General features: G+C 72.3%; 21 protein-coding genes and 1 pseudogene. 11 read left to right on the top strand and 11 right to left on the bottom strand.

Going from position 1 to position 20,516, the window contains the following annotated elements; genetic code table 11:
- Positions 1–23: 23 nt before the first annotated feature.
- The 3 genes from ACZCLJ_RS12025 to rpmF form a co-directional block, all read right to left on the bottom strand.
- Positions 24–3,989: an SCO7613 C-terminal domain-containing membrane protein gene (locus ACZCLJ_RS12025; protein ID WP_463103857.1), complete on the bottom strand. Its 3,966-nt coding sequence runs from the start codon at positions 3,987–3,989 to the stop codon at positions 24–26.
- A gap of 197 nt (positions 3,990–4,186) precedes the next feature.
- Positions 4,187–5,482, bottom strand: coding sequence for a YibE/F family protein (locus tag ACZCLJ_RS12030; protein ID WP_463103858.1), 1,296 nt, complete (start codon positions 5,480–5,482; stop codon positions 4,187–4,189).
- Between the two features lie 97 nt (positions 5,483–5,579).
- Complete coding sequence (gene rpmF / locus ACZCLJ_RS12035) at positions 5,580–5,750, bottom strand: 50S ribosomal protein L32 (protein ID WP_251152039.1); 171 nt, start codon at positions 5,748–5,750, stop codon at positions 5,580–5,582.
- 161 nt (positions 5,751–5,911) lie between these two features.
- Between rpmF and ACZCLJ_RS12040 the strand changes: the two genes are divergently transcribed.
- Positions 5,912–6,283: a hypothetical protein gene (locus ACZCLJ_RS12040; RefSeq protein ID WP_251152038.1), complete on the top strand. Its 372-nt coding sequence runs from the start codon at positions 5,912–5,914 to the stop codon at positions 6,281–6,283.
- An 87-nt stretch (positions 6,284–6,370) separates the two neighbouring features.
- Here ACZCLJ_RS12040 and ACZCLJ_RS12045 read toward each other — a convergent pair whose 3' ends face one another.
- The 4 genes from ACZCLJ_RS12045 to aztD form a co-directional block, all read right to left on the bottom strand.
- A complete protein-coding gene (locus ACZCLJ_RS12045) occupies positions 6,371–6,652 on the bottom strand; it encodes an HU family DNA-binding protein (protein ID WP_021482680.1) in 282 nt (93 codons plus the stop codon).
- A 132-nt stretch (positions 6,653–6,784) separates the two neighbouring features.
- On the bottom strand, positions 6,785–7,177 hold the full coding sequence (locus ACZCLJ_RS12050) for a Fur family transcriptional regulator (protein ID WP_251152274.1): 393 nt from the start codon (positions 7,175–7,177) through the stop codon (positions 6,785–6,787).
- A 74-nt stretch (positions 7,178–7,251) separates the two neighbouring features.
- A complete protein-coding gene (locus tag ACZCLJ_RS12055; RefSeq protein WP_463103859.1) occupies positions 7,252–8,196 on the bottom strand; it encodes a metal ABC transporter substrate-binding protein in 945 nt (314 codons plus the stop codon).
- Positions 8,197–8,318: 122 nt separating this feature from the next.
- On the bottom strand, positions 8,319–9,731 hold the full coding sequence (gene aztD / locus ACZCLJ_RS12060) for a zinc metallochaperone AztD (protein ID WP_463103860.1): 1,413 nt from the start codon (positions 9,729–9,731) through the stop codon (positions 8,319–8,321).
- A 387-nt stretch (positions 9,732–10,118) separates the two neighbouring features.
- Here aztD and ACZCLJ_RS12065 point away from each other — a divergent pair, with 387 nt between their 5' ends.
- From ACZCLJ_RS12065 to ACZCLJ_RS12080, 4 genes and pseudogenes are all read left to right on the top strand, one after another.
- Complete coding sequence (locus ACZCLJ_RS12065) at positions 10,119–10,463, top strand: Imm10 family immunity protein (protein WP_463103861.1); 345 nt, start codon at positions 10,119–10,121, stop codon at positions 10,461–10,463.
- A 167-nt stretch (positions 10,464–10,630) separates the two neighbouring features.
- Positions 10,631–11,626: an IS481 family transposase gene (locus tag ACZCLJ_RS12070; RefSeq protein ID WP_463106400.1), complete on the top strand. Its 996-nt coding sequence runs from the start codon at positions 10,631–10,633 to the stop codon at positions 11,624–11,626.
- Between the two features lie 250 nt (positions 11,627–11,876).
- Positions 11,877–11,939: pseudogene (locus tag ACZCLJ_RS12075) on the top strand (hypothetical protein); the annotation flags it as partial.
- 116 nt (positions 11,940–12,055) lie between these two features.
- Positions 12,056–12,397 carry a PDDEXK nuclease domain-containing protein gene (locus ACZCLJ_RS12080; RefSeq protein WP_463106401.1) on the top strand — a complete coding sequence of 114 codons (342 nt, stop codon included), beginning with the start codon at positions 12,056–12,058 and terminating at the stop codon, positions 12,395–12,397.
- A 6-nt stretch (positions 12,398–12,403) separates the two neighbouring features.
- Here the strand turns inward: ACZCLJ_RS12080 and ACZCLJ_RS12085 are convergent, their stop codons facing one another.
- Together ACZCLJ_RS12085 and ACZCLJ_RS12090 are read right to left on the bottom strand one after the other, a co-directional pair.
- Positions 12,404–14,122, bottom strand: a complete 1,719-nt coding sequence (locus tag ACZCLJ_RS12085; protein ID WP_463103862.1) for an ATP-dependent nuclease — start codon at positions 14,120–14,122, stop codon at positions 12,404–12,406.
- Between the two features lie 132 nt (positions 14,123–14,254).
- A complete protein-coding gene (locus ACZCLJ_RS12090) occupies positions 14,255–14,896 on the bottom strand; it encodes an Abi family protein (protein ID WP_463103863.1) in 642 nt (213 codons plus the stop codon).
- A gap of 61 nt (positions 14,897–14,957) precedes the next feature.
- Here ACZCLJ_RS12090 and ACZCLJ_RS12095 point away from each other — a divergent pair, with 61 nt between their 5' ends.
- Complete coding sequence (locus tag ACZCLJ_RS12095; RefSeq protein ID WP_463103864.1) at positions 14,958–15,389, top strand: barstar family protein; 432 nt, start codon at positions 14,958–14,960, stop codon at positions 15,387–15,389.
- Positions 15,390–15,460: 71 nt separating this feature from the next.
- Here ACZCLJ_RS12095 and ACZCLJ_RS12100 read toward each other — a convergent pair whose 3' ends face one another.
- Both ACZCLJ_RS12100 and ACZCLJ_RS12105 read right to left on the bottom strand, forming a co-directional pair.
- The gene (locus ACZCLJ_RS12100) at positions 15,461–15,805 is read right to left on the bottom strand and encodes an Imm10 family immunity protein (RefSeq protein ID WP_463103865.1); all 345 of its coding nucleotides are present in this window, start codon (positions 15,803–15,805) and stop codon (positions 15,461–15,463) included.
- A gap of 59 nt (positions 15,806–15,864) precedes the next feature.
- On the bottom strand, positions 15,865–16,305 hold the full coding sequence (locus tag ACZCLJ_RS12105; RefSeq protein ID WP_251152030.1) for a MarR family winged helix-turn-helix transcriptional regulator: 441 nt from the start codon (positions 16,303–16,305) through the stop codon (positions 15,865–15,867).
- An 89-nt stretch (positions 16,306–16,394) separates the two neighbouring features.
- Here ACZCLJ_RS12105 and ACZCLJ_RS12110 point away from each other — a divergent pair, with 89 nt between their 5' ends.
- The 5 genes from ACZCLJ_RS12110 to ACZCLJ_RS12130 all read left to right on the top strand — a co-directional run bounded on the left by ACZCLJ_RS12110 (position 16,395) and on the right by ACZCLJ_RS12130 (position 20,419).
- On the top strand, positions 16,395–17,072 hold the full coding sequence (locus ACZCLJ_RS12110) for a maleylpyruvate isomerase family mycothiol-dependent enzyme (protein ID WP_463103866.1): 678 nt from the start codon (positions 16,395–16,397) through the stop codon (positions 17,070–17,072).
- Positions 17,069–17,446: a DUF1304 family protein gene (locus ACZCLJ_RS12115; protein ID WP_463103867.1), complete on the top strand. Its 378-nt coding sequence runs from the start codon at positions 17,069–17,071 to the stop codon at positions 17,444–17,446. The genes ACZCLJ_RS12110 and ACZCLJ_RS12115 overlap by 4 nt, the downstream gene beginning before the upstream one ends.
- 209 nt (positions 17,447–17,655) lie before the next feature.
- Positions 17,656–18,396: an Atu4866 domain-containing protein gene (locus ACZCLJ_RS12120; RefSeq protein ID WP_463103868.1), complete on the top strand. Its 741-nt coding sequence runs from the start codon at positions 17,656–17,658 to the stop codon at positions 18,394–18,396.
- Positions 18,393–19,784, top strand: coding sequence for an amidohydrolase family protein (locus tag ACZCLJ_RS12125; RefSeq protein WP_463103869.1), 1,392 nt, complete (start codon positions 18,393–18,395; stop codon positions 19,782–19,784). The genes ACZCLJ_RS12120 and ACZCLJ_RS12125 overlap by 4 nt, the downstream gene beginning before the upstream one ends.
- On the top strand, positions 19,781–20,419 hold the full coding sequence (locus tag ACZCLJ_RS12130) for an Atu4866 domain-containing protein (RefSeq protein ID WP_251152025.1): 639 nt from the start codon (positions 19,781–19,783) through the stop codon (positions 20,417–20,419). The genes ACZCLJ_RS12125 and ACZCLJ_RS12130 overlap by 4 nt, the downstream gene beginning before the upstream one ends.
- Positions 20,420–20,516: the final 97 nt, after the last annotated feature.

Below are 20,516 nucleotides of genomic sequence, written 5' to 3' on the forward strand. Positions count from 1 at the left end.
TCGTGAGCGGGGACCGGGGCCGCTCACCGCAGGTCGCGGACGTAGGCGGCGGCGCCGTCGTAGGCGGCGATCCGCCGCTCGTAGTACGTGGCGATGATGAGGAGCAGGCCGCCCGCGGCGGCGAGCGTGAGCATCCACGGCCCGGCCGAGATGCGTGTCCCGAGCTGGGAGACGAACACGACGAGGATCTCCACCGGGAGGACCGCGACCCCCAGGAGGAACGGTGCCGCGAGGTGCATGCGGGTCCCGACGAGCACCGCGGCGAGCGCGAGGACGACGACGAGCATCGCGCGCCAGGTCCGCGCGTCCGTGTAGGTCGCGAGGACCGACGGTCCGAGCGTCGCGAGGATGCCCGGGGCGAGCAGCGCCCACGACCCGGCACGACCGAGGGGCCACGTCCGGCGTCGGGCGCCGGACGTGCGACCCGTGCCGTCGACCGGGACGGCGTCCGACCCGCCCGGAGCGGCTGGCACCGACGTCGCGACGAACGCGAGGTAGCCCGCGACGAGCAGCCCCGCGCCGAGCGGCAGCGAGAACACCTCGACGCGGAGCTCACGCGGCGACCACGCGCCGATCGCCGCGACGAGCGCGAGCAGCCACGTGAACCAGGCCGGAGGCAGGTCGTCGAGACCGCGCAGGGCGCGCCGGGCACCGACGACGACGAGCACCAGGAGGACGACCTCGACCGCCCAGACCGCGGCGATCGGGCCCCACACGGGTCGCACGTTCGCGACGACGCCGACCACGACGAGCACGAGCGCAGGAGCCAGTGCCCAGCTCCGCAGCCCCGCCCGCCAGGGCCGCGGCGCGACGCGGGCGGCGACCACCCCGGCTCCGAGCGCGCACGCCCCACCCGCGAGCGCCCACGCGGACCCGAGCCCGAACAGCGCTCCCCCGCCCGGCACGTGCGCCACGTGGAGCGACTCGACGGTCCCGGCGCTCGCCGCGAGGACCGCGAGCCCGCTGAGCCGGAGCACCGCGGGACGTGCCCAACCAGGGGCGGGCCGGCGTCGCGACGCCAGTGCCGCGGCCCCGACCACGAGCAGTCCCGCGGCCGCCACCAGGCAGGTCGCGCGCACGTCCCCCGCGCCGGGCCGAGCGACGAGCACGACGAGCGACGGCGCGACGAGCAGGACCCCGCCGGCGGTCGCGAGGTCCCATCCCCGACGCCCTCGCCACGCGAGGAGCACGCCGACGACGGCCGCCGCGAGACCGGGCGGCGCCGTGTACGCCTCGACGAGGCCGACGCCCGAGGCGGCGAGCGCCGTCCACACGGCGACGGTGGTGAGGACACCGACGAGCCACCAGACCGGCGTGCGGTCGGGCGTGCGCGCGACGAGCGCCGCGCCCACCGCCAGGAGCAGCAGGACCGCCACCGCGACGTCGGGCCCGGCCGCGGGCCGCGCGTACGCGAGCCCGACGGCGATCGTCCCCGTGAGCGCGGCGCTCGCCTCGAGCACCTCCCGGACGCCGCGCGCGTCTCCCACCCTCACGTCGACGGCGTGCCCGACCCCGCGGGCACCGGCCGCGACCGTGGCGACGAGCGCCGCGACGACGGGCAGCACGACGGGCGAACCGCTGCCCGGGACGAGCATGGCGCCCGCGCTCACGACGGCGACGGACGCCGTCGGCAGGGCGAGCCCCGCGCCGACGAGCCGCAGCGCCGGAGCGGTCCCGGACCGGCGCGTGACGACGAGCACGACCTCGAGCGCGAGCATCGCGAGGCACGCGACGACGGACCACCAGCTGCGCGCGGTCGCGACGGTCGCGACCCCGACGACGAACGGCACCGCGGTGACGCCGAGGACGGCCCACCAGGTGTCCCGCCCTGCGCGCGGGACGAGCGTCGTCGCGAGCGCCACGACCGACGCCACCGCCGACACCGTGCACAGCGCCGCGACGCCGTCGAGGCCGGACCAGCCGAGCGTCACGCCGAGGACGACGAGCCCGTAGGCGTACGCGGCCGCGACGAGCGGCGCGTGCGCGGGCCGCGGCACGGCCCGACGCACCGCGAGGAGGAGCGCCACGACCGCGACCGCCCCGAGGGTCGCCGTCGGCCGCGACGACCACGAGCCGACGAGGAGGAGACCGGTCGCGGCGAAGACGCCCACGATCCCGGCGACCCGCCAGCGCGCCACCTCGCGGCCCGCCGTCGCGACGCGTCGTCGGGCGCACGCGACGAGCAGCACGGTCGCGAGCGTCGCGAGCAGCACGAGCGACGACACGCCAGCGAGCCGCGGGTCGAGCACGAGGCCGAGGGCGAGCGCGAGGGCGAACCACGGCGCGGTCGCGCGGCCGGCGGTCGTGACGGGGCTCCCGGTCGCGACCGGGCCACCGGTGACGGCGGGCCCCTGGGTGCCGAGCGGCAGCCGGCCCGCGACGAGCGCCACGACGAGCAGCGCGAGCACACCGACGTGCACCCCGGTGGCGAGCGGCCCCGCCCAGAACGTGCTCTCCGCGCCGACCGCGGACTCCGTCCACCAGGCGTCGCTGCCGAGCGGCGCCGTCCCGAGCCGCACGTCGGGTCCGGCGGCCGCGCCCGCGACCACGTCCAGAGCGCGGGCGGGCAGCCCGAGCAGCGCCCCCGTGCCGAGCAGCAGGACGGTCAGCCCACCGCCGAGCAGGAGGTCCGAGCGGGACCGGGACGCCAGGGGCGTGCCGCCACGGAGCGCCGTCGTGACGCGCGGGTCGCTCCCGGCCACGAGCGCGAGCCAGCCGAGGGCAGCGCTGGCGGGGACGAGCCCGAGCCGGAGCAGGTCGTCGCTCACGCCGAGCAGCCCGGCGGCGAGCACGGCGGTGACGCCCGTCGCCGCGAGCCACGCGCGCTCGTGCGTGACGAGCCGCAGCACGACGGCGACGACCGCGCACGCCAGCACGAGGCCTGCCGCTGCGAGACGCCCCGGTGTCCCGGGCGTGTCCAGGGCCGTCAGGGAGACCAGGACCGCCAGCGGGAAGAGGACCGCCCGCACGACCTGCGACAGGCGACGCTCGGGCGCGAGCGTGGAGCCGAGACGCGGTCCCGTGCGGCGCGCGACGACGCCCACCGCAGCGGACACGAGGCTCGCCGCGAGCAGCCCCAGCACCCAGGCCCACGCACGCAGGCCTGCCATCGCGACGAGGAGCGGCACCACGGGGGCGAGCACGACGGCGCTCGTCACCCAGGCGCGCACGCGTGCCCGGTCCCCCACGACGCCGAGCACGGCGACGACGCCGCCGAGGACCAGGGCCCGCGCGAGCGCGGGGTCGACGCCGGCGAGCAGCCCGGCCTGGAGCGCGAGCTCCGCGTCGACGAGCGCGAGCACCACCGCGAGGGCCGCGACCGCCTCCGCCGACGACCGCAGCCCGGTGCGGCGCAGCAGGACCGCCGCGCCGAGCGTCAGGACGGTGACGACCCCGGTCGCGACGGCCCGCAGGGCGAGGGCGTCGCCGAACGTGAAGAAGACGAAGACGACCACGGACACGGCGAGGAGACCGGCACCCGCCGCGGCGAGGACCGGCTGCAGACCGATGCTCGGCGCGGGCCTGGGCGCGGGCGTCGGCACGGGCGAGTACCCCGGTGCCGGCGCGTACCCGCGAGGGGGCGCGGTCCGGGGAGCCGCTCCCGCCGGCACAGGACGCGGCACCGTGGGCCGACCGGGAGCCGCACCGGGAGGAGAGGTGGAAGCGCCCACCGCCGGCACGGTGCCGGTGGGGCGGTGGGCGACGGCGCGCCGGTCGGGCGACGGTGCGTACCCCGCGCGCATCGTGCTCTCGCGAGCCCACGCCGCGGCCTCGGGCTGGGCGGCCCGCAGCGCGTCGAGAGCGTCCTGGCGCCGTCCGAGCGCGTCGGCGGCCTCGCGCGACGCGCCGTCGACCGCGAACGCGAGCGGACCGACGAGGTCGAGCCGGCAGCGGTCGCAGCGGGTGGAACGCAGGGGCGCGGCGCACGCGGGACACGAACGGGTGTCGGGCAGCCGCGCCAGCGCGACGTCGACCCACGGCTCTCTCATGCGCACATCCTGGCGAACCGGGGCGCCCGCGGGGGCGCTGTCCACAGCGGGAACCGTGGCAGTCTCGTGAAGACCGAGGCGGTAGTGCCTTCTGAGGCCCAGTGGAGCCTGCCGAACCCGCTGTTGTGCGGCGTTCGGAGGCCGATGTGCCGCACAACCCGGGGTTCGGCAACCTCACCGGTCGCCGCCCCGACGGCCTAGCCGGCCGCCGTCTCGGCAACGTCTCCGGTCGCCGTCTCGACGACCTCGGCCGGCCGAGGACCGCGGTCCACCGACGCAGAGCCCGGCACGGCGACCGCCGCGATCGCGGTCGTGATCGGGATCGCGAGGACGAGCCCGATCGACCCGACGAGCGTGCGCACGACCTCCTCCGCGATCTCTCCGGAGGTCAGGCTCGTCGCGAGCGACTGGTCGGACAGGTAGACGGCCATGAGCAGCGGCAGTGCGGCGCCGACGTAGGCGAACGCGATCGTGTAGACGGTCGAGGCGATGTGGTCGCGGCCGATGCGCATCGCGCGCGTGAAGAGCTCGGCCCGCGTGGCGAGCGGCGCGACGGCGCGCAGCTCCCACACCGCGGACGCCTGGGTGATGGTCACGTCGTTGAGCACGCCCATTCCGGCGAGGACGAGCCCGCACAGGACGACGCCCTGGATGTCGATCGCCGGTGCGTACTGCGGGATCCACAGGGACTCCTCGGACGTGAGGCCCGTGATGTTCGACGCGCCGGACCCCCACGACCCGATCAGCGCCGTGAGGGCGAGCCCGACGAGGGTTCCGAGCAGCGCCGTCGACGTCCGGGCCGTGAACCCGTGCGCGACGTACAGGACGACGAACATCACGAGCGACGACGTCACGAGCGCGACGCCGAGCGCGTCCTGCCCGGTGAGCAGGGCGGGCAGCGTGAACCAGCCGATGACGGCGAACGCGCCCGCCAGCCCGGCGAGCGCCGCGAGCCCGCGCCATCGCGCGACGGCCAGCACGACGAGCGCGTACGCCGCAGCGAGGATGCCGATCGGCAGCCCGCGCTCGAAGTCGAGGAAGACGAACGGTGTCCCACCGCCCGCCTCGGCCCCGGCGATGAACAGCACGCGCAGGCGGTCGCCCTCGTCGAAGCCGTAGGCGAGGTACTCGGGCGGCGCCTGCACGGTGATCTCGTCGCCGCCCACGTCCACACCCCCGGCGCGCGAGCCGTCGTCGAGCCGCGCGAGGACGGACGACGTCTCCTCGTCCACCGGCCCGGTGACGGTCGCCCGCAGGACGGAGCTGCCCTCGGCGGCGACGGGGATGCGGGCGGGGACGTCGTCGGCCGCCGGCCACAGCGCGACGAGCCCGGCGAGGGTCGCGAGCAGGAGCGGCACGAGCAGCGCGGTGAGCGTCAGCCGGACCCGGCGCGTGGCGGGGGCGGCGGGTCCGTGCGCGTGCCCGTGGACCGCCTCGGGTCCGCCGGGTCGTCCTGCGGCGCGGACCGCGCGGCGGGTGGTCGGTTCGGTCACCGGACGATGCTGACACGTCCGCCGGCCTGCCCGGGCGCCCCCGCGCCGTCGGGCACGCCCGCCGTCGCCTCACGGCCGGGGGGCCCCGGCCGGCACGTCACTCGGGGAGGGTGACGAGCCCGCGGCGCACGCCCGCGACGAGGCGGCGGGGCACGGCGACCTCCCGCCCGTCGACGACGACGGTCACGAGCTGCGGGACCTGCGCCTTCCACTGCGAACGACGGGCGCGGGTGTTGGAGCGGGACAGCTTGCGCTTGGGCACGGCCATGAGAGGTCCTTCCGGGGTCGGGAGGACGAGTCTACGAGGACTGATAACGGTTATCAACTGACTGCGCGGCGCGATGCGGACCGGTAGCATCCCACCCGCCGCGCGGTCGCGCGGACCCGACCGGGCGCGTCCCTGCGCCCCGCACCCGCCAGGAGCACCGCATGGCCACCGTCGACTACTTCCTCACCGGCGACCACGACGCCGCCCGTCACCAGCTCGCGACGGCGCTCCACGAGCAGGGCTTCACCGTGACCACGCAGCGCAGCGGCCAGTGGTCGGTCGAGCGCGGGAGCAGGACGAAGACGTTCTGGCTCGGCGCGTTCGCCGGCAAGCAGCAGCACCTCGTGTTCACGGTGGACTTCATGGAGCACGGCGGCGCCCTGGTCGCGCGCGTCCAGCGCCCCACCGGTCAGGGCGCGATGGCGGGCGCGGTCGGCGTCGCGCGGTCGAACAAGGCGTTCTCCGAGGCGGACCAGGCCATCGGGACCCGGCTCACGCAGGCCGGCATCCTCGCGGACGTCGTCCACGCCTGACGAGGCGCACGACGAAGGCCCGGGTCCCTCGCGGGACCCGGGCCTTCGTCACGCCGACCGGCCGGTGACGGCTCGGTCAGCGGGACGTCACTTGGCGACGGCCTTCTTGAGCAGGCTGCCGGCGCTGATCTTCACGCCGTAGCCGGCCGGGATCGAGATCTCCTCGCCCGTGCGGGGGTTGCGACCCGTGCGGGCGGCACGCTCGACGCGCTCGACGGACAGGAGGCCCGTGACCTTGACGGCCTCGCCCTTGCCCAGCGACTCGATGAGCACCTCCTGGAAGGCGTTGAGGGCCTTCTCCGCGTCCGCCTTCGACAGGTCGGCCTTGCTGGCGATGGCCGAGACGAGCTCGGACTTGTTGAGCGACATGCGAATCCCTTCCTCGGTTCACGACGCGCGGTGGTCACCACGCGTCGTCACGGTCTCAGTGTGCCAGCCGAGGGGCCGTGCACCGGGGACAACACTAGGGAACACGCGGAGTTTCGCGCGACTTCTGGCGCCTCAGCCAGCGTCGGAGGCCTCGGCACGGCACGTCGCGCACGTGCCGAAGAGCTCCACGACGTGCTCGATGTCGACGAAGCCGTGCGACGAGCCGACCGTGCGGGCCCAGCTCTCCACGCTCGGGCCGTCGATCTCCTCCGTGCGTCCGCACGAGCGGCAGACGAGGTGGTGGTGGTGCTCGGTCCGTGCGCACCGGCGGTACAGGTTCTCACCCTCCGCGGTGCGCAGGGTGTCGACGACGCCGGCCTCCGACAGCGCCTGGAGCCCGCGGTAGACGGTCGCGAGACCGACCGCGTCGCCCCGGGCGCGCAGGTCCTGATGGATGTCCTGCGCGCTGCGGAAGCCGGCCTGCGCGTCGATCGCCTCGAGCAGCACCGCGCGCTGCCGCGTCATCCTCTGCACGACGACCACCTCCTCCGTCCGTGGAACGCCCGAGCATCTCACGGGATTCCGGAGGAGCGGGGCCGTCAGCCCGCAGCCTCGCACACCAGACCCTGCCGGAGGGCGTCGAGGTTCGCGCGCATGGTCTCCAGGTAGTCGGCCTCCTCGTCGGTGTGCCCCTCGAGCGGGTCGAGCATGTCGGTGCTCACCCCGAGGTCGTCCGCCAAGGCCTGGGTGACCTTGGGGCTCACGAGCACCTCGAAGAACAGGGTCTCCACCCCCGCGTCCTCGACGACGCCGCGGACCTCGCGCAGCCGGGCGGGCGACGGCTCCGCCTCCGGGTCGATACCGGAGATGCCGACCTGGACCAGGTCGTACCGCTCGGCGAGGTAGCCGAAGGCCGCGTGCGAGACGACGAGCGTCGCGCCCGCGCACGCCGCGAGCCCCGTCGCGTACTCCTCGTCGAGAACGACGAGGTCGTCCTCGAGCGCCTGCGCGTTGGCGGCGTAGTCGTCGGCGTGGTCGGGGTCGATCGCGGAGAGCTCTTCGGCGACCTGGTGCCCGACGGTCGCGAGCCGCGTCGGGTCGAGCCAGAAGTGCGGGTCGAGGACGGAGCCCTCCGGCGCCGGGGCCGCGGAGCCGTTGGGCCCGGCCTCGAGGCCGGCGGCCTCTGCGGTGTCCAGCACGTTCTCGGGGTCCCGTGCGGCGATCGCCTCGTCGGTCGAGGGTTGCATCCCCGACAGGTAGACGACGAGGTCGGAGCTCCCGATCTGGCGCACCTGCGCCGGTGAGAGCTCGAGGTCGTGCGGCTCGGCCGCGGGCGGGGTGAGGTTGCTGACGGCGACGTGCTCGCCGCCGACGCGCTCGGCGACGTACTCCAGCGGGTAGAACGAGGCGAGGACCTCGACGCCGTCGTCGTCGGCGCCGGCGGGCGCGCAGGCGGCGACGAGCGTCAGGGCGACGAGCGCACCGCCGGCGAGGGCGAAGGAGCGGGCGGCGGCGCCGCGGGCGCGCGGGAGGGGGCGGGTCATGGGGTGCTCCGTGGGTCGGTGGTTCGGGTGCGGGCGACGGGTCCGCCGAGGGCGACGCACGACGGCCGCGGCACCCGGTCGACGGACCGGGTACCGCGGCCGTGCGTGCTGCGTGGAGGTGCTCAGCCCGCGGGAGTGGTCTCCTCGTCCGCGTGCTCGTGGTCCTCCTCGGAGTGGTCGTGCGCGTCCTCCTCGGAGTGCTCCTCCTCCGAGTGCCCGGCCTCGGCGTGCTCCTCCTCCGAGTGCCCGGCCTCGCCGTGCTCGGCCGACCCGGCCTCGACGTCGCCGGAGACCCCGTTGATCTCGTTGGGCTCGACGTCGAGCTCGACCGTGTTCCAGACCTCGCCGGTCTCGATGTCGACCGCGTGGATCGCCTGGTTCGCCGGGTCGGTGACGTAGGCGGAGCCGTCGAGCATGAAGATCGCCGGTCGCGGCGACTGCCACTCCTCGGGCTCCTCCCACGCGTCGACCACCGGGATGGAGCGGACGAGCTGCTTGGTCGCCGGGTCGACGACGTGGATCTGACCGTCCGTGCCGAGCACGAGGGCCTCTCCCGCGTCGCCCCGGGCGAGGGAGCGGAACGTGTAGCTCGACGGGAGGTCGACGAGGGTCAGCTCGCCCGTCGCGGTGTCGGTGAGCGAGACCCGCGTGGGGCGCTCCAGCTCGGCGTCGGGGTCCGACTTGTAGTCGCCGAGGACGACCGTCGACTCCTCGCTGCCGGCCTGGTTGCCGATGCGGCCGTACGCGTCAGGGCTCGCGACCTTGGTGATCTCGCCGTCCTTGACGACGAGGACGCCGTCCTCGCAGCCGATGAGCACGGCCTCGTCCGCAGCCACGGCCTCGCCGTGGACGCCGGGGCACTCGTCGGACGCGGCGATCTCGGCACCTTCGGCGTCGAGCACGCGGATGCCGGTGCGCGCGTCCTCGGTGCCCTCGGAGACGACGAGCGTGCCGTCGGACAGCTCGACGGCGACGCCGTGGTGCGCCTCCGGCGTCGTGAGCTCGCGCGCCTCGCGGGACTCGTCCGCGACGTCGCCGGAGTCGAGGACCGTGATCTCGCCGGTGCCGTCGTCGAAGAGCGCGGTGCGCCCGGCGTGCACGACGACGTGGCCCGGCTTCTCGGCGTCGAACATCACGTCCGTGAGCTCGGGGTCCGCCGTGTAGTAGTGCGAGTGGTCGCCGTGCGGCTCGGCCCAGGCCCCGCCGTCGAGCACCTGGAAGCCGCCCGTCGTCGAGACGAGGAGGTGGCGGCCGTCGCCGGCGCCGTTGAGGCGGTTGAAGCCGTCGAGCTCGAAGTCCTCCAGGACCTCGAGCGTCTGGGCGTCGAGGACCTGGATGCCGCCGTCGTAGGTGACGGCGAGGCGCGGGGTGCGGGACGAGGCCTCGCTCGGCTCGTTCGCGGTCTCCTCCGCGGCGGGCGAGCTCGGGGCCTCCTCGGCGGCGGGCTCGCCGGACGAGCAGGCGGCGATCAGCGCGAGCGGGAGGAGCATCCCGAGCGCGGCGAGCGGTCGGGTGCGGTGGCGTGTGAGGGTCATGCGTGGGTCGGGCTCCGCGTGCAGGCGTGCGGAACCCACTCCTTTCCGATGGGGACAGAGAGCCGCTGGGCGGTCTGGCGGCAGGTTAACAGAACTTAGAATCATTCTCATTCTCGTCCCGAACCATCCGCCTGCGCCACCGTGCGGTGCCGTGCACCCAGGCCGGCTCGCGACGGGCCCGGACGGCGGGATTAGGCGCATGGAGCTGCTCGCCACCTCGCCGAGCCGCGCCACCCTCGTCGTCGCCCACCGACGCGGCACCGTCGACGCCGCCCATCGGGTGGTTCGCCTCGACCGCGTCGACGACGCAGCGGGTCGGTGCGCCTAGGGCGTGTCTCTCAAGTCGGGTGACCGCGTCCCATCTCTGGACGGGGCAGAATTTCGGCTGTGATCAGGGTTGGCTTCACGCGCAGCATCCAGGACAACTACGAGGCGATCGTGGTGCTGGACGTGGAATCGGGAGACACGATCGAGTTTCAGCGTGCGCTGGCCCACGACCCGCAGAACGTGGCCCTGGGCCAGAACACCTACGCGATCGTGCGTGGTGGTGCCGCCGTGCACTACGGCGGCCTCGTGCGGGTGGACGTGCAGGACGGCGTCCTTGCGCTCGAGCTGGAACCTGAAGCAGCAGCGGTGCTCGAGTTGCCCGCCGTGGTCGAGCTCGTCTTGGACGATGCAGCAGCCGGGATCATCGAGCAGCATCTGCCTCGGATCGTGGCGCCGACCGGATGATCACGCTCTCGCAGCGGTCATGCTCTGGCCTCACTGACTAGCTGTGATGTCCAGGGAGGTTGTCCGGGTCCCGTGATGACGACACGGGGGCGGGTTACCGGATGACGAAGGCCTCCGGTTGTGAAGTGGAGCTGTCGAGGAACCACTTCCACCCGCCGGAGGCCTTCGTGTCACACGCTAACGCCCTGCTCACCCCTAGAACACGACTGCGGCTGGCGCGGCTGGTCGTCGAGTCCGGCTGGACCTACACGGCCGCGGCGAAGATGTTCATGGTCTCGGCCCGCACCGCGAGGAAGTGGGCCGAGCGGTATCGCACCGAGGGCGTGGCCGGGATGGCCGATCGCAGCTCGCGCCCGCACCACAGCCCGACCCGCACCCCGCAACATCTGGTCAAGCAGGTCGTGCGGCTGCGGTGGCGACACCGGTTGGGACCGGTCCAGATAGCCGGGCGCCTGCACATGCCCGCCTCCACGGTCCATGCGGTGCTGGTGCGGTGCCGGATCAACCGGCTCACCCGGATCGATCGGGTCACCGGCGAACCATTGCGCCGCTACGAGCATGACCATCCCGGCTCACTGATCCATGTCGACGTCACCAAGTTCGGCAATATCCCCGACGGGGGCGGGTGGCGCTACGTCGGGCGGCAACAGGGCTACCGGAACCAAGCAGCAACCGCTCTACGCACAGGCCGCACGGCCAAGGGCAACCCGAGCATCGGCACCGCCTACCTGCACACCGTGATCGACGACCACTCCCGACTCGTCTACGCCGAGATCCGGTCCGACGAGAAGGGCGCAACCGCGGTCGACGTGCTCGAACGCGCCGTGACCTGGTTCGCCGCACGCGGGGTGCACGTCGAGCAGGTGCTGTCCGACAACGGGTCGGCCTACCGCTCCCACGCCTGGCGCGACGCCTGCACAAGGCTGGGGATCAAGCACAAGCGAACCCGGCCCTACCGCCCGCAGACCAACGGCAAGATCGAACGCTTCCACCGCACGCTCGCCGACGGGTGGGCCTACGCCCGCTTCTACGCCTCAGAGACCGAACGCCGCGCCGCGCTACCCGGATGGCTCCACTTCTACAATCACCACAGGCTCCACAGCGCGATCGGCAACCAGCCACCGGTCAGCCGGCTGACCAACCTCCCTGGACATCACACCTAGCCCGACGAGGAAGCGTTCGTGCAACAAGCTGTTGCACAACTGCCCTGGGGCCACGTCACCGTCCTGCTCACCCGCCTCGACAACCTCGCCCAACGCGACTGGTACGCCGCCCAGGCCGCCGCAGCACGGCTGGTCCCGAGCCGTGCTCGAGAACCAGATCGCCTCCCACCTGCACCAGCGCATCGGCGCCGCACCCACGAACTTCACCACCCAACTCACCCCAGCAGACTCCGAGCTCGCCCAACAGCTCGTGCGCGACCCCTACGTCTTCGACCACCTCGGCCTCACCAGACGCGTCCACGAACGCGACATGGAACAAGCCCTCATGGACAAGCTCCAAGACACCCCGCTCGAGTTCGGACACGGCGTGGCCTCGTCGGCCGCCAGGTCCGCTTCACCGTCGCAGGCGACGAACTCGTCATCGACCTGCTGCTCTTCGACGTCGACCAGCTGCGCTACGTCGTCGTCGAGCTCAAGATCGGCCAGTTCGAGTCAGGACACGTCGGCCAGCTCGGCACCTACGTCGCCCTCGTCGACGACCGCCTGCGCAAGCCCGACCGCCACGCCCACACCGTCGGCATCCTCCTCGTCGCCGGCCGAAACGAAGCCGTCGTCCGCTACGCCCTCGCCGGCGCACCCGCACCCCTCGCCGTCGCCAACTACACCTACGACAGCCTGCCCCCAGACGAGCAAGCCGCACTCCCCCGCGCCGACGAGCTCACCGCCATCCTCGAAGGCCGGGCCGGCGGAGATCGCCCAAACCCGACGTAACGTACGTTATCGGTGCGAAACTGGGCTCGCGGGCGGCTGGAGATTCATGGAAGCGACGGCGAGCTCCGGGGTGAAATCCATCCAGTAGTCATTGAAGCCATCGAGTCCTGTGACCGTGATGCGGTGCCGACCAGGTTCCAGTGGTTCCACACGCAGTAAGGGTCTGGCGCCCGTCGGTGGGTGAGTCCCAGAAAGGCTGAACGCGGCGTTCTTCCGGACCTGGAGCTGGATACTGGTGGCCCAGCCGCGTACAGCTGCCGAGAGCAGTTCAAACGTGCTGCTCGTGGTGTCGAGCTGATAGGCGACCCAGTTTGCGACGGCATCGAGGGGCCCGCTCTCGTTAGCGGCCGTTGTGGTCGCTTCACGCCCCTTGTCCTCCGGTGAGAGGCCGAGCACTTGTTCGAGGTTCCCCTGGGGGTGGACCCACACCCCTTGCTCCTTCCACAGGCGAAGCAGTTTATCGCGGCGCTCGACCAGTCCGGCTCGCTCGTCGTCGTTGGTCAGGGCGGCGAGCCAGGCGGCGCGGTCCTTCGGGTTGGCCGGCACTTGGTGCTTGTTGGCAGCCTGGATCAAGGGTCTGATGACTTCCGGGGTGGTCGCCGGATCGGCGAGGAAGGCCTTGCCATAGGCGTTGCGGACGGCCTCGCACCGGTCCATCGACTGTTGTACGCGCTGCTCGAAGATGGAGTCGAGATCGTAGACCGCCCGTGCGTCGAGCCCTAGGGCCCAGCACAGGTCTAGCCACACAGGAACGACGTTGTTGGTCCCGCACTGCACGACGTCTGTCTGCACCGCTGAGGAGTGTTCCTGAGTTCGCGCGATCGCGATCTTCACGGCCAGGTGGTCTAGGGCTCCCTCGACGAGCACTGGTCTCGGGCTGAAGAGCAGGTCGCTGACCAGCGCAGGGTTTGCCCTGAGTGAGTGGGCGATCGCTTCGTCCCGGTACTCGGTCTTCACCTGTTCGCCGAGGTTCATCGGCGCGCGCCCGTGTGCGAAGTGCCAGATGGCGTGAAGGTCGGTGCGGCTGGTCGGTTGTACGAGTGACGCCTCGTGCGTGACCACGACCGCGTGGCGGTTAGTGGTTTCGCACTCCTTGACGAGTTCGGCGTACCAGAGCCGAGTCAGTGCGGAGTGCAGGTGGAGTTCCGGTTCGTCGACGACAAGCAGGTCCCAGTCGTCGCGATAGGTCGCCGCGAGCAGGATGACCAGTTCTCGCAGGCCGTGTCCTTCGTCGCGCAGGAGCGAGTACTCCAGTGTCCCGACCCTAACGACCGGGTCGAGGTACCCGTCGGTGAAGCGCGCGATGTCCACTTCCCGACCGAGGGTGGTGGCGATGAACGAGGCGACGCGTAGGGCTAGATCGGGCCGGTCGTGAAGTAGATACAACTCGTCAGCGCCCACTCCAAACGGAGCTGTCACCCCCCGAATGTTCTCGACACTTTCCGGCCTGACCATCAGCCCGAGCATCTTTCCGGGGTAACTGACGTCGAAGTACCGATCGAAAGTCTGAATGCCGGCCAGGCGGTCGCTGGACAAGAGACGCGTCCGATCGCCCTGCGATAGTGCCATCGCGGTCTTCGACTTACCGCTTCCGTTGCGCCCGACGAAGAGACTGACGGGCGCGGACCACTCCTGGACCTCCAGGTACGGCTGGTCACCGCCATCCGTGAAGACGGCACCGCTCGTGAGGTGGACAGCAGGCGAGGGCTGTGCAGGATCGGTCACGAGGCGATCGTGCCATCTACGGGCGAAGCGCTCAGGATGAGCAGGTCATCGATCGATCCAAGCACCAACTTCGGCACTACATCGTTGGTACGTCGGGTACATAGCTGTCGGGAAGTGGCTGAGCGACCGCCGTCAAGGCTTCGCGCCCAAGACCTCCGGGATTCGACTCGTGGCAGCGAGGTGGCTCTGCAGGTCAGGTGACAGGTGTCGGGCGACGAAGATGATGCTGCGGCGAACGTTCTCAGGGTTCTGTTCGAAGACCGACTCGTGGTGTGCGACACGGTTTCGGAGCTCACGAAGGTCGGTCATGGCCGTATGGAGTTTTGATCGGTCGGACCCGGGAACGAACGCGTCGTGCAGCACGGGCACCCAGAGCGTCTTCTCGTGCAGACTGTCGGTGAGGTAGGACCAGAAGCCGAACATGAGCTCGGCGATTACCTTGCCTCGCGGCACGGTGCCGGTGGCGGTGTAGCCGGCCGCCTTGCGCGCGCTCTTGATCTGGTTCCTCGGTGTCGCGTTCTTGTCCTGCTGGTTTCCCGCTCGGTCGAGGACCCAATGGGGCGGGAAGAGCGAGGTGTAGATCGGCGGCTCCAGCCAGTCACCTCCGCCAACGACGGGGTGCTGCAGGAGGGCTCTGTCGTAGGCATTGCGGATCCCGACCTCGAGGTGACTGAGGTCGCGCAGTAGCGCCGAGGCAAGGTCAACGTTCCACTCGTAGAGCGCTAGGGCGTGTCTCCCAAGAAGCCAGTTACGTAGCATCTCGTGGGTGAGCACATCCTCGTCTGGAGCGGTCCCCTCGGGAGGTCAGGCTCCTGACCAGTTGACGAGTCTCCCGGTGACGGTGTTCTCGCAGCGCTCCGTGCTCGATGAGGCCGTGGAGGAGCTCACTGCCCGAGGGTTTCAGGTAGTGATTCTTGACGCTGGTTCCTGGTCGACGGGCGCGGAAGTGCATCGCGATTTCGCAGGGTCGTTGGACTTTCCCGGCTACTACGGCCGGAATCTCGATGCACTGAACGACTGCCTGTCAGACGTTGTCGCACGGGAGTACGGCTGGCAGCCGTCGGCCGCGGGCCTGGCGCTGGTGTTCCTCGGGTTCGACCGCTTCGCCACGTCGCTGCCTGACGTCGCTCCCGCCTTGGTGGACATCCTTGTCACCCATGCGCGCGGCGCGGCCGAGGCTGGCGCCACGTTGGCGTTGCTCCTACAGAGCGACGGCCGTGAACTGGGCGGCGACCCGAGGGGCTCTTCCGGTGCTGCTGGACTGTGACAGAACCTCGAGATCGTGTCCAGGTACGAGCTAGTCAGTGAGGCCAGAGCATGACCGCTGCGAGAGCGTGATCATCCGGTCGGCGCCACGATCCGAGGCAGATGCTGCTCGATGATCCCGGCTGCTGCATTGTCCAAGACGAGCTCGACCACGGCGGGCAACTCGAGCACCGCTGCTGCTTCAGGTTCCAGCTCGAGCGCAAGGACGCCGTCCTGCACGTCCACCCGCACGAGGCCGCCGTAGTGCACGGCGGCACCACCACGCACGATCGCGTAGGTGTTCTGGCCCAGGGCCACGTTCTGCGGGTCGTGGGCCAGCGCACGCTGAAACTCGATCGTGTCTCCCGATTCCACGTCCAGCACCACGATCGCCTCGTAGTTGTCCTGGATGCTGCGCGTGAAGCCAACCCTGATCACAGCCGAAATTCTGCCCCGTCCAGAGATGGGACGCGGTCACCCGACTTGAGAGACACGCCCTAGGCCCAGGGGTCGGTGATCTCCCGCAGGCGCTCGAGCTGACGGCGCAGGGAGGCCATGCCGCGCGCGCCGAGATGGGCGGTCCACTCCGCCTCGACGCGGGCGAGCTCCGCCGCGGCGACCCGGGACGCCGCCTCGCCACGAGGCGTGACGCGCACGAGGCGCGCCCGGCGGTCGGCCGGGTCGGGGACGCGCTCCGTGTACCCGGCCGCCTCGAGCTGGTCGACGAGGAAGCCCGCGGTCTGCTTGGTGATCTCCGCCGCCTCCGCGAGCTCGGTGAGCCGCGTGCCGCGCGGCCCGATGCGCTGGAAGACCCGGAGCTGCGCGGGCGTCGCGTCGTCGAACCCGGCGTCCCGGACCGCGGTGTAGACCCGCAGCTCGAGCGCGCGGTAGGGGATGAACAGGAGCAGTCCGGTGTTGAGCTCGCCCTGTCGGCTCACGGGCGCCTCCGCGGGGTCGAGGGGTTGACCATCGTCAGTCCGACTGACTAAAGTAGTCAGATCATCGTATCAGTTCTGGAGGCGCTCCGATGAGTGCACCCGACTACTGGATGACGGAGGACGAGGTGTGGGCGGCCGTCGCGCTCGCCCGGGCCTCCTTCGTGGACCTCGTCACCGGGCTCGGCCCCGCGGACTGGGAACGCCCCAGCATGTGCGCGGGGTGGCGTGTGCACGACGTCGCCGCCCATCTCACCCTCGCCCCCACCTCGACGCGCGGCGCGCTCGTCCGCGGCCTGGTCCGTGGCCACGGGAGCTTCGACCGGATGATGGACCTCCTCACGCGCGAGGCCGGGTCGCGTCCTCGCGAGGACGTCCTCGCCACCCTGCGCGCGACCGCCGGCTCCCGCCGACTCGCGCCGGGGACGACCCCGCGCGTCGCACTCGTCGACGCGCTCGTCCACACGCAGGACGTCGCCGTCGCGCTCGGGATCGAGGTCCCCGCCCCGCAGGTCGCGGCCCGCGAGGCGGCCGAGCGCGTATGGGCCGTGTCGTTCCCCTTCCGCGCCCGGAGACGGCTGGCCGGGTTCCACCTCGTCGCCGCCGACGTGCCGTGGCACCGCGGCGAGGGCCAGCAGGTGACCGGCTCCATGACCGCGCTGCTCCTGCTGCTCACCGGGCGACCTGCAGCCCTCGCCCACCTGGACGGGGACGGCGCCCGTCGCCTGGCCCGCTCGTTCGCGCCGCAGAACCGGGAGGAGCTCCCATGAGCACGCTCGCCCAGGTCCTCGCCGTCGCCGCCGGCGTCCTGCACGTCGGCGTCGGAGTCGTCGAGGCCTTCTTCTTCCACCGGCCCTGGGCCCAGCAGTTCCTGCTGCGCAAGCAGTCGTCGCCGCCCGAGGTCACGCTGTGGGCCTTCAACGTCGCGTTCTACAACATCTTCCTCGGTGCCGGCACCGTGCTGGGCGTCGTGCTCGCCGCGCAGGGGCTCATCGACGAAGGCCGCACCCTCGTGCTGTACACCGCGGGGTTCATGACGCTGGGTGGCGTCGTCCTGTGGATCTCCGACCACCGGCTGTGGACCGGGACCCTGGGGCAGTCGGGGTTCGGGCTGGCGACGCTCGTCGCGACGCTCGCGTCCTGACGGGACCGCGGCGGTCGGCCGTCGACGGGCCCAGGTCGAGAGGTGACCACCGGCGAGCAGCCCCTCGTCCACGACCCGCTCTGGCCGCGCGCGGGCGACTGGCCGGCGCCTCCCTCAGCGCGGCCGCTGGGCTCACGTAGCCGGGGTGCGGCGCTCCCTGGGTGTGTCCCGGCCTTCTAGTCCGCGTCGGGACGCACGAGGGTGGAGCCATGCCCAACGCCTTTCCCTCCTTCACTGCCGCTGGTCTGGACGCCGTGCGCGCCGGTGCCGACCGGCCGCTGCTGCTGACCAACGCGACCGTTCACACCCTCGACCCGCTGATCGGCACCATGCACGGAGCCGACGTCCTCATCGGCGCGACGCTGATCGTCGGTGTCGGACCCGGGATCGTCACCGCAGCGGAGGACGACGGCGCCGTGGTCATCGACGCCACCGGCACCGCCGTCCTGCCGGCTCGCCTCGACGCGACCGCCACCCTCGGCGCCGGAGCGCGCGGCACCGGGGCCGGGACGCTCGCTCCCGGATCCGAGGCCAGCCTCGTCGTCGTGCCCGCCCAGCACGCTGCCGACCTGCCCGCGGCGCTGCACACCGCGTTCACCCAGCCCGAGCACCTCCTTGCCGTACTGCTCGAGGGGCGGCCCACCCACTGGGCCGGCGAGTCCTTCGGCGGTGTCCCGGCCACCTCCTCACTGCCTGGTCGGCCTGCGGTGGACCCGAGCCGTGTGGGCGTATGGGTCGACACCGACGACTTCCTCCACCAAGAGCTGACAGCCGACGGCCGCTACGACGAGACCCGCGGCGGGCGGCCGCACGCCTTCCAGGGCAGCTACTGGATCGACGGCGACCGCATCGACTACCTCGACGACCTCGGCTTCTGGGCCTTCGGCCGGTTCGCCGGCGACGCCCTGCACCACGCCGGTTACACCATGCACCGGAAGGACGCCCGATGAGCACCGGCCCCACCCTCGACGCACTGACCCGCTCCGCCACCGACCCCGACCGGATCGTCCTGCTGCGCGGCGGCACCGTCGTGACGATGGACCCCACGCTGGGGACCATCGATGCCGGCGACGTGCTGGTCCGCGGGGAACGCATCGTCGACGTCGGCCGGCACCTGCCGGACACCGGCGCGATCGTCGTCGACGCGACCGGCAGCATCGTGGCCCCCGGCATGGTGGACACCCACCGGCACGCCTGGCAGGCGCAGATGCGCCGCACCATCCCCGACGTCGACGACCTGGCCGGGTACCTGCAGTCCACGCTCATGCATGTGGCGCCCGCCTACGCGCCCGAGGACGTGTACGTCGGGACCCGCCTGGCCGCGCTGACCGCGCTGGACGGCGGCATCACCACGATGCTCGACTTCTCGCACAACTCACGCACCACCGCGCACTCGGACGCCGCGATCACCGCGCTGATCGACTCCGGCATCCGCGGCGTGCACGCCTCCATGGGCCCGCACTTCGGCGACTGGGACGGCCAGTGGCCCGCGGATCTCGCCCGGTTGCGCTCGACGTACGTCCCCACCGACGACCAGCTCGTGACGCTGCGCATGGCAGCGTTGGCCACCGGAGACATCGCCGGGCACCTCGCCTACGGTCCCGAGCTGGCCGAGGTCGCCACCGACCTGGACATCGGTGTGAGCCTGGACGTGATGTTCGGCCAGGGCGCCTCCCGGGCCGTCCTCGCCTGGCAGAGCCAGGGACTGCTCGGCCCACACCTGGAGTCCATCCACTCCACGGCGCTCACCGCGGACGCCTGGGCAGCGATGCGCGACCACGGCGTGACGGTCGCGCTGGCACCCACCTCCGACGCCCAGATCGGGCTGGAGGACGCCGTCCCGCCGGTCGACGAGGCTCTCGCCCACGGCATCCGGCCCGGGCTGTCGGTGGACGTGGAGGTCGCGCTGGCCTCCGACATGTTCACCCAGATGCGGGCGCTGCTGACCCTCCAGCGCATGCGTGCGGTCAACGCCGCCTACGGGACCGGGCGGGAGCCCACCCGCATCACCACCCGTGACGTCCTCGACTTCGCCACCCTGTCCGGAGCACGCACGCTGCGGCTCGACGACCGCACCGGCTCCATCACCCCCGGCAAGCAGGCCGACCTGATCGTCGTGGACGCCGAGGCGATCAACACCATGCCGCTGCACGACGCGATCGGGACCCTCGTGCTGGGCGCCGACCGCTCGAACATCACCTCGGTGTGGGTGGCGGGCCAGGTGCGCAAGTGGGACGGCGAGCTCGTCGGCGTGGACGTCGACGCGCTGCGCACCCAGGTGCACGACTCGCTCGCCGCGATCACCGAGCGCCTTGCCACCCCGGTGGCCGGCCGGTGACCCCGCCGAGCGCCGACGCGTTCGTCGTCACGGGCGCGCACGTCAGGGCGACCCCCGGGAGAGTGGGACGCGGCGACCTGTACGTCGTCGGGGAGCGCCTGGCCCCGGGGCCGGCCGACGCCGGGACGGAGGTGATCGGCGCCGACGGCGCCCATGCCGTCCCGCTGTCGGTCGACAGCGCGGTGGCGCAGCTGCCACCTTCCCGGCGTGGCAGGTACGACCTGGTGCCCGGCAACGCGGCCACCTTCGCCGTCGTGCGTCGACCGGTCAGCGAGGCGCAGGTGCGGACCATGCTGGTCGTCGACCCGCGTGACCTGCTGGCCGTGTGGGTCGCGGGCCACCTCGAGGCGTGGGACGGCACACCGACCCGGCCTGCCGGGCAGGACGTCGCCGACCCGACGGTGCGGGCGACGTGGGTGGGCACCTGGCACGACCCTCACCGGGACCTGCAGCAGCACCTGCGGGCGGACGGCCGCTACTCGGAGACCCGTGGCGGGCGGGCTGACGCCTACACCGGCCGCTACTGGGTCCACACCGACCGCATCACCTACCTGGACGACTCCGGCTTCTGGGCGTTCGGCCAGCTGCTCGACGGCGTGCTGCACCACGCCGGGTTCGTGATGACCCGGCGCTGAGCAGGCGGCGCGCCGGGCACGTGTCCCGCACGACGCCTCGAGCGGCTGCCAGGGGGCACCAGGTCCTGGTTGGTGGGCTGCGGTGCCTCTACGGTCG

It is taken from the genome of Cellulosimicrobium sp. So1_17, assembly GCF_055181235.1.